The sequence below is a fragment of the Weissella sp. DD23 genome, from assembly GCF_001579105.1.
In the GTDB taxonomy this organism is placed as follows: Bacteria; Bacillota; Bacilli; order Lactobacillales; family Lactobacillaceae; genus Weissella; species Weissella cibaria.
In genome coordinates this window covers 100077-107139 of sequence record NZ_KQ970396.1, presented here as the reverse complement: position 1 = coordinate 107139, position 7063 = coordinate 100077, and the positions used below count along the sequence as shown (strand labels likewise).

7 protein-coding genes are annotated in these 7063 nt (G+C 43.5%); all 7 read right to left on the bottom strand.

Annotation, left to right across the window (positions count from 1 at the left end; genetic code table 11):
- Nucleotides 1-250: 250 nt before the first annotated feature.
- Nucleotides 251-1276, bottom strand: a complete 1026-nt coding sequence (locus tag WEIDD23_RS09905) for a DNA-processing protein DprA (RefSeq protein WP_082778337.1) — start codon at nucleotides 1274-1276, stop codon at nucleotides 251-253.
- Between the two features lie 117 nt (nucleotides 1277-1393).
- Complete coding sequence (locus WEIDD23_RS09900) at nucleotides 1394-3217, bottom strand: hypothetical protein (protein ID WP_062358946.1); 1824 nt, start codon at nucleotides 3215-3217, stop codon at nucleotides 1394-1396.
- A gap of 372 nt (nucleotides 3218-3589) precedes the next feature.
- Nucleotides 3590-4294 carry a hypothetical protein gene (locus tag WEIDD23_RS09895; protein WP_010370321.1) on the bottom strand — a complete coding sequence of 235 codons (705 nt, stop codon included), beginning with the start codon at nucleotides 4292-4294 and terminating at the stop codon, nucleotides 3590-3592.
- Nucleotides 4295-4296: 2 nt separating this feature from the next.
- Nucleotides 4297-5016: a type I 3-dehydroquinate dehydratase gene (gene aroD, locus WEIDD23_RS09890; protein ID WP_010370319.1), complete on the bottom strand. Its 720-nt coding sequence runs from the start codon at nucleotides 5014-5016 to the stop codon at nucleotides 4297-4299.
- A gap of 3 nt (nucleotides 5017-5019) precedes the next feature.
- Nucleotides 5020-5523 carry a shikimate kinase gene (locus WEIDD23_RS09885; protein WP_010370317.1) on the bottom strand — a complete coding sequence of 168 codons (504 nt, stop codon included), beginning with the start codon at nucleotides 5521-5523 and terminating at the stop codon, nucleotides 5020-5022.
- Nucleotides 5520-6818, bottom strand: coding sequence for a 3-phosphoshikimate 1-carboxyvinyltransferase (gene aroA / locus WEIDD23_RS09880; RefSeq protein ID WP_010370316.1), 1299 nt, complete (start codon nucleotides 6816-6818; stop codon nucleotides 5520-5522). The genes WEIDD23_RS09885 and aroA overlap by 4 nt, the downstream gene beginning before the upstream one ends.
- Before the next feature lie 38 nt (nucleotides 6819-6856).
- Nucleotides 6857-7063, bottom strand: a 207-nt coding sequence (locus tag WEIDD23_RS09875) for a chorismate synthase (protein ID WP_156469623.1), incomplete at its 5' end; no start/stop codon positions are given.

The following is a 7063-nucleotide window of genomic DNA, read 5'->3' as shown; positions in this document are numbered from 1 at the left end:
TGAACCATCCTTGATGTAACCGGTCGTTTGAGACGTAATGCGTGCAGCACTTGCTGTTTGCGTAGTTACTACGGTGCTAACGCCAGCCAATGTAGCAACCACTGCTACACCCGCAACAATCTTCTTCATATTAAAACTCATATTTAACTCCTTAACCAACATATAGTTCTAACTAAAAATTAGTGTATCATAATTCTGTTTAGTTTGAACGAAACAGGTTATTTTTACCACTACCCAAACACACAATCCATTAAAAAAGATTGGCTTGCGTCTGTTCAGGTTGGTGGACCTTCACTGGAGGCTGTTCAACCTTTCGATTTAGTTCAACCCGCTTCTGGTGTTGCTCTATCATCATCGTAATGAATTGTTTAACGGATCCGCGAGTGTACAGGGGGAACGCTTGATTAGCCTGAATAGCTGCATCCGTTCCTTGCGCTTGTTTCGTGTTAGCGATATAGTCATCACCTTCATAACGTCGATAATCTGGTACTGCTAAAGGTCGGCCCTGTCTGCCAGAATGACCCATTGCAATCTGGGTACCACCCTTTACACCGGTCTCAATAGCCAAAACACCATCAGACATACCAGATTGCCACTCATCTCGAGCCGCTAAATATTGTGGCATTAGTTTTGTACCAGCTGGGTACTCAGATACTAACGCACCACCTTCAGTAAGAATCTTTTCAGCTAATTCTCTGTTTTTAGCTGGGTAAACTGGTTCGTCCAATCCAGCTGCTAAAATAGCCACCGTTTTTCCACTATTTTCCAATGTCGAAACGTGTGCATTGGTATCAGTACCGAGCGCTAACCCACTTACCACGACAAACCCATCATCGACAAGCGAACCGATATACTTCTCGGTCAATGCCAAACCATTATCAGTGGGGTCACGTGTGCCAATAACTGCGATTGATTTTTCTGCATTCAAAAGTAGCAAATTACCCTTGACGTATAAAACAGCTGGAAACTTCTTTGTTTCCACCTGCTTTAAGTTTTGTGGATAATCAGGCATTAAAAAATCAATAATTTCAATATCCAGCTGTCGATGTTTTTGAATCATGTCAGTCGCAGATTCTAACGTCTGACGCCAAACAACGGCATCTAAATTCCCACTGTCAATCATCGATTGCACTTTTTTAATTTGCAACGTTTTCACAAAATTAAAGTCCGACTTGATATCATCGGGTGCAAATGATTCCAATGCGTTGATGATTGTCTTTGACCCAACCCCTTTAATTTTCATTAGGGCTAAAATTAATTTAGTAGATTCCACCATCCTGCAGTATATACCTACAACTTTCTTGAGAATATTTGTTGTTTAAAATTCTGGCTCCATTATGTCAAAATCTGGGTCGAATTCATAAACATCCAATTTGTCCATTTTTACATTTTCTTACTCTGCCTGATGTGCCTGACGCAACTGGTTAACTAATCCGCGAATTTTTTCTTCCGAGTCCAAAACGTGATCGTCATCTAAACCAAATGTATTATTAAACGCAACTTTATTATATACAGTCACAAGATATGGTTCTACCCCAGCTGCACGGTATGCCAAAATATCACTTTCTTGATTACCAAATCCGATAATACGTCCTTGTTTTCCATCACGTATTTTTTCGACCATTTTATTGAGAGTGGTAATATCTGGCTTCTTAGCTCCGGTCATTACCCATTCGGAGTCTTGATAAAATAATATATTCTTGTTGTTGCCTTCTTTAGTTTCATATTGACCAACATTAAATAAATTCTTATACACCAATTGAGACTTAATAGAAACTTTAGTATTATTCCAATCACGGTTAGTCACGACGGACGTCTGAATAAACTCTTTAAGCTTTAGTAACTCGAGATTAACATGATCAAAATCCACTCCCGTATTAAATGGCAACTCAATTTTTGTTTTAAGAATTTTTTTGTCTCTGCCCCCATAATAAAAAACAAATTTTCCGAAATTTTTATAATACCTATCTGTGTCTATGATGGTATTATCTAAATCAAAAATGGCTCCCAATATTGGGCCGTCGGAAACTGGAGCTTCGATCCTACCTTCCAAAACAGCTGCGTGCTGTTCCCACGTTTCGTTTGTTTGTCCTTTTATTGTTTTTCCATAAGCCAAATTCGTATACTGCCAATCTGGTAATTCTTGATTCAACATTTGATTTACAGCTACAAATGAACTTCCGCTTGTGACAAAATCATCAAAAATAACGATATCCGTTTCTGTGGAAATACCCTCTAGAATCTTTTTGTTAATTGACATCGTGCCCATATTATTTCTTATAGAGTTAGCGTCTTTATACTGCTGAACCTTTTGAACTGGACTGTCCTCTTCCAGATGTTTTAGTCCATGGGACGATGGTTTCTGAAGCGTACGAACAATCAGTTGCGATCCATCTATAATCTCATTTGGGAAATCATGAGCTAGTTCCATAATTATATCTTGAATAACAGATGTCTTTCCCACGGTTGAAGAAGGAATCGTTGCAACAACCTTTCTTTTTCCTGTTAACAAAGCTTTTTTGATATTTGTCAACACTTCATCACGAATGGCATTTCGTTCGTAAGATGTATAACTATCGCACCACTCATTTTTTAAATAGTTACGTTGGTTACCTACCTTCTTCGCTAACCCACTATCATTCCGCATTTTTCGCCACATTGAGTAATATGGCTTGATAAAGAAAATCGGCTGGACTTCATAAACAGTCGGATTTTCCCAGTCATCTGCTACTTCCGCAACAAACTTCGCCTCTTGTGACAGCAAGTGAACATTTTCGTGATTCAACGTTGGCAAATCTCGTGGGTCTACTAGATCATAATTGTACACTTGATACATCCAATCGTAATAATGAATAATTGAAATGTCTGTTCCTTCATGTTCGCTCTCGTTATAAGCATCCGCCCAATCTTGAACCGAGCCATTGTGTTGTGAATTAATCGTCCGTGCCCAATCAATTGCAACAGGTACTTTCTGCCCGCGACCAAATGTAACAGGTAATGACGCTTCATCAGTCAATGAATACCCTTTGTGAATTAACTGTAAGGCTTCCTCTAAAGCATCCCAATTTTTGAAATCTTCAATGACTGGCATATCTACTTCAGTATTTTTTAGCGACTCTTTGCCATTTGTCATACTTTCAATTTCTGCGAGCCATTGTTGAAGTGCACCCAATCTGTCAGTTTTCAATTTCTTTCTATCAACCACTACTCTATTCATCTTCTACTCCTCTTTCTCTCTACTTTAGAATCCGAATATTTTCAATTTATAAATAAATAATCCATAAATACATACAAATAATTATAACTAATCGTATAAAAATGTGCGGATGTCGCTTAACCCTACGAGCATACAAAAGCGTTCCGTTTTTCATATCTGAATTGTTTCGTCCATCCAAATTAATGGATTTAACTAAAGTAAATATCCGTTTCTTACACTACAAAACAATGAGCAGCATATTATATCTCGGGTAAAGAAAATTTGATGCAGTCCAGGTTGGCGTAGGCAGTAATGAAAGTGTATCGATAATAAAAAACCGGCATCCACTTTTAAGTAGATGCCGGTTATAAATGTATTTATTTAAATGCACAGTTAATTTTCGAAATCAGCAATTAGCACGCGGTTACTTGCTGCATCATCATTTGGTTTAGCCGCGCCAAATGCGGCTTGCATTGTTCGCAGGTTGGCCGTTTCCACTCCGAAATAATCGCGAATCAAATCTTGCATGAACGTCATTAACGCTGTACCATCCAGCTCCGTTTCACTATGGAGCACCTTTGCCTCATTCCGGTAGACACCAGCATTGCGCAACGCATCAACCTTCACTTCTAACGCAGGCAACCCGGCAACCAAGTGATAGAGGGTATGGTTTTCATAGGTCCACTTGGTCAAATGCACCACATGACGTAAATCCTGCAATCCAAATGGCAGCACCAAATCAGCAGCGACACCGGCTAGCACAACCGGCTCACCTGTTAATTTTTGAATGGCCGCCCGCAACTCGGTGGTTGGTAACGTAAAGTGACCATTGTAATCTAACGCAGCTTGTCCCAGTAACAGTTCCGAACGCGTCATAAATCCAATGCGATCAAACTGAGCATCACCCGCCATTGCCGTGGCTAATGCCTGTTTAAACATTTCCGGTGCGCGCCAATCAAAGCGCAAAAATGCCCGGTCCAAGCGAATGTCATCCCCAACCGCATGAAATGGAATTGGGGTATAACCCATCGTCCCAGGTACACTATCCACCAGTTGTTGCCGCGCTTCTTCAAAGTATTGACTATGATAAATGGCCATTTTTAATCCTCCAGCAATGTCAATAATGTCGCTAAATCCAGTTGACCCGGTGCAGAAGCTGCCCCGAGTGTTGCAAATGTTAATTGTGAGCCATTACGACCACCAATTGTGCGGGTGCGTTGCCCGAGTTCACCCATTGCCATCGTAATCAATGGTTTGCCTTCCGTGGCAAACTGTTGGGTTGTCGCAAGTAGGCGATCAACATCGGCATCAGTTTGCGGCATCGTCGCGACTTTAATCACGTCCGCTGCGGTCATAAGTGCCTGTCCAAACACCTGGTCTAAATTTATCGGTGTATCAGCAAAAAAATGTTGCGAGTTGATAATTGGTACCTGGGCAGTGTGGGCATCGGCTACCAAATCGGCTACCTGGGTAAATAATTGATGCTCGATATCAATTGCCGCGACACCGGTTTTAATCGCTAACCGGTAGACTAATTCATACAAGGCAATGTCGAATGGGCGTTGGCCACCCTCGGCCGCAGTACGCCACGTGAAAATAACGGGTTTGTCCGCATTAAATAAAATTGTTTGTACGTCAGCGGCTCGCAAGTTTACTAAATCCGTTAAGTAATCTACGCGCCACTCAATCACGTCAGCTCGTGACTCGTTGATTTGTTCAACTTGTCCAAGCACCGCCGAAATAGTTGTTCCGGTAACCGGCACCGCAATTAATGGGCGATTTTGTCCAGCCGTAGCCGTACCCAATGTTAATGTCGTCATATGTTAACCCTCAAATGCAACCTGAAGCAGACGGGCAATGTCACGCGGCGTTTTCCCATCGGTTTGCACAGTAGTTGTTGCGGCTGCATCATACTTTGGCAACCGACTACGCCATAATGCGGCCACCTCTAGCAACGTCTTTGTACGCAAAATAGGCCGGGTATCATCATCTGCCAGGCGTTCTAATGTCTGACCAAACGAACCTGATAAATAGTAAACCGGCACGCCAGCTTCGGACAGTAGCTGAATATTGCCAGGTGTTTCGACAATCCCGCCACCGGTCGCAATCACACCACCCTTGTGAATGACATCTTGCAAGACGGTGTATTCTAATTCACGAAAACTTGCTTCGCCAGCCGTCGCAAAAATTTCACCAGGCGTCTGACCCGTTCGGCGAATAATTTCTTTGTCGGTATCAATTAAAGGCAACCCTAGCAATTCAGCCAGCTCACGGCCAACTGTGGTCTTACCGGCCCCCATAAACCCAATTAAAACTGCTGTTTTCATTCTGCCACAACTCTTTCTAGGTCTGCAAAAAAGCTTGGATACGAGACACTCACTGCCTCTGCCTTCGCTAAAGTGACTTCGCCATCAGTGATCAAGGCTGCAATTGCCAACATCATCCCAATTCGGTGATCGCCACATGAATCAACCGTAGTTGGCTCAGCAACGCGCAATGGCGTCCCACCATGTACCACAAAGCCATCTTCACGAGCTTCAATGTTCGCCCCTAATTTATTTAATTGCGTGGTCACCGTTGCAATCCGATCCGTTTCTTTCACGTGCAACTCTTGGGCGCCGGTTATCACCGTGTCACCCAACGCTTGTGTTGCCGCTAAGACTAATAGTGGAATTTCATCGACCGCGGTTGGCACGTCATCCCCGTTAATATGGATACCCTGAAGCCCCTGAGTGGTGACTGTTAAGTCAGCATATGGTTCACCACCATCAGCTACCACATTAGCCATCGTAATCACTGCCCCCATGCGTTGCAATAATCGCAAAATGCCAGTGCGGGTGTCGTTGATACCAACTTTGGTTAAAGTCAATTGGCTATTTGGCACAATTAAACCAGCAATCAACCAAAAGGCGGCTGATGAAATATCACCAGGCACCTGAATCGTGGTTGCATGAAGCTTTGTCGTGGGATTCACAATAATATCTTGCCCATCGCGAGTAATTGTCACGCCAAATTGCTGCAACATACGCTCGGTATGGTCGCGGGTCGCCAATGGTTCTGTAATCACCGTCTGCCCTTCAGCTTGCAGGCCCGCCAAAATCAAAGCACTCTTTACCTGTGCCGAGGCAACCGGTAACCGATAGTGAATCCCGTGTAAGCCTTGGGTCGGCACTTTTGTTGCCGGCAAGCGCTGGTTTGTGGCCACATAACGGGCGCCCATCTTCCCTAATGGATCAATAACGCGACCCAGCGGACGAGTACTTAGACTGGCATCCCCACTATACGTAATTGGAAATGGTTGGTTGGCCAACAAGCCCATGAGCAACCGCGTCGAAGTCCCCGAATTACCCATATTCAACGCATGACTGGGCTCCTCTAAAGCTGTCAGCGGGCGTCCATGAACAATGACGTCTTGATCATGCCACTCCGCTTCGACCCCCATATCAGCCATCGCCCCCAAAGTACTGCGCACATCATCTGAATCTAAAATCCCTTTAATATATGTATCACCGTCAGCAATGCTTCCCAGCATGACCGCACGGTGTGAAATACTTTTATCACCAGGCACTTCGAGACGACCACGTACGCCTTGGACTGCAGTTTGCAATTTTCGGTCTGTCATTTTTCGTCTCGCTTTCTGTCTTTTGTGTGTTTGTTAACTTAAAAACGCTTAATTTCTTCACGATAAGCAGCTAGTTGTTCCTGCAAGCGATCCATATTATCGGCATCAAACTTATCCAAAACAGCCTTTGCAAGCTCAATCGCCACCATTGCCTCAGCAATGACGGCTGCCGCGGTTACGGCAGTCGTATCCGAACGTTCAATTGACGCCCGGTGATCCTCATGGGTATCAATATCAACACTTTG

Excerpts from the sequence above, each read along its gene's own strand:
- WEIDD23_RS09900 (WP_062358946.1), bottom strand. The coding sequence starts at position 3,217 with ATGAATAGAGTAGTGGTTGATAGAAAGAAATTGAAAACTGACAGATTG.
- WEIDD23_RS09905 (WP_082778337.1), bottom strand. The coding sequence starts at position 1,276 with ATGGTGGAATCTACTAAATTAATTTTAGCCCTAATGAAAATTAAAGGG.
- aroD (WP_010370319.1), bottom strand. The coding sequence starts at position 5,016 with ATGACGACATTAACATTGGGTACGGCTACGGCTGGACAAAATCGCCCA.
- WEIDD23_RS09895 (WP_010370321.1), bottom strand. The coding sequence starts at position 4,294 with ATGGCCATTTATCATAGTCAATACTTTGAAGAAGCGCGGCAACAACTG.
- aroA (WP_010370316.1), bottom strand. The coding sequence starts at position 6,818 with ATGACAGACCGAAAATTGCAAACTGCAGTCCAAGGCGTACGTGGTCGT.
- WEIDD23_RS09885 (WP_010370317.1), bottom strand. The coding sequence starts at position 5,523 with ATGAAAACAGCAGTTTTAATTGGGTTTATGGGGGCCGGTAAGACCACA.